Origin of the sequence: Rathayibacter sp. AY1D2 (genome assembly GCF_002932695.1) — a bacterium.
Classification (GTDB): Bacteria; Actinomycetota; Actinomycetes; order Actinomycetales; family Microbacteriaceae; genus Rathayibacter.
The window spans coordinates 1-590 of the sequence record NZ_PSVX01000137.1 but is presented as its reverse complement, the minus strand read 5'-3'; the positions used below and the strand labels follow the sequence as shown (position 1 = coordinate 590).

Below are 590 nucleotides of genomic sequence, written 5' to 3'. Positions count from 1 at the left end.
GGCAGGTGCTCGACTATGCCCATCTTGCGCAGCGCGAGGGCTACGCGGCAGTCCCCGTCATCCTGCTTCCCGGTCGCCCGGAAGCGGACATGCTAGATCTCATCCGCAGCCTCTCGATCATCACAGCGTTCAGGTCTGACGAGGGCTTCGACCTCATCGATCCGTAGAGGAAAGAAGCCGAACGGCCGGCAGATCGGGGTGGGCCCACTCCAGTCCGGGGAGTTCGCTCGGAAGGAGCCAGAGGAGTTGGTCGTGGTCGGTGCTCTCCGTGGGGCGTGGGCCACGAACCACGGCTCGGAAGCAGTGCAACCGAATGGTGAGAGCGCCGACCTCCGTTTCGTCTGACGTCAGCTTGGGGCCGACCTCGATCTCCGCACTCAGCTCCTCGCGGATCTCCCTCGCGAGGGCGACTTCAGCCGTTTCGCCAGGTTCTCTCTTGCCGCCGGGAAATTCCCAGAGCCCGCCAGCCGCCTTGTCCGCCCGCCGACGGCAGGCAAGAATACGGCCGCGATCGCTGATGACCGCCGCAACGACGTCGAGAGTGTCCACGTGTCCATCATGCCGACACCGGTGCGACAACCGCCCGTACG

General features: G+C 65.4%; 1 protein-coding gene. It reads right to left on the bottom strand.

Going from position 1 to position 590, the window contains the following annotated elements; genetic code table 11:
* Positions 1–153: 153 nt before the first annotated feature.
* Positions 154–549 (bottom strand): (deoxy)nucleoside triphosphate pyrophosphohydrolase, encoded by a 396-nt coding sequence (locus C5D04_RS17790; RefSeq protein WP_104248240.1) that lies wholly within the window; start codon positions 547–549, stop codon positions 154–156.
* Between the last annotated feature and the right edge of the window lie 41 nt (positions 550–590).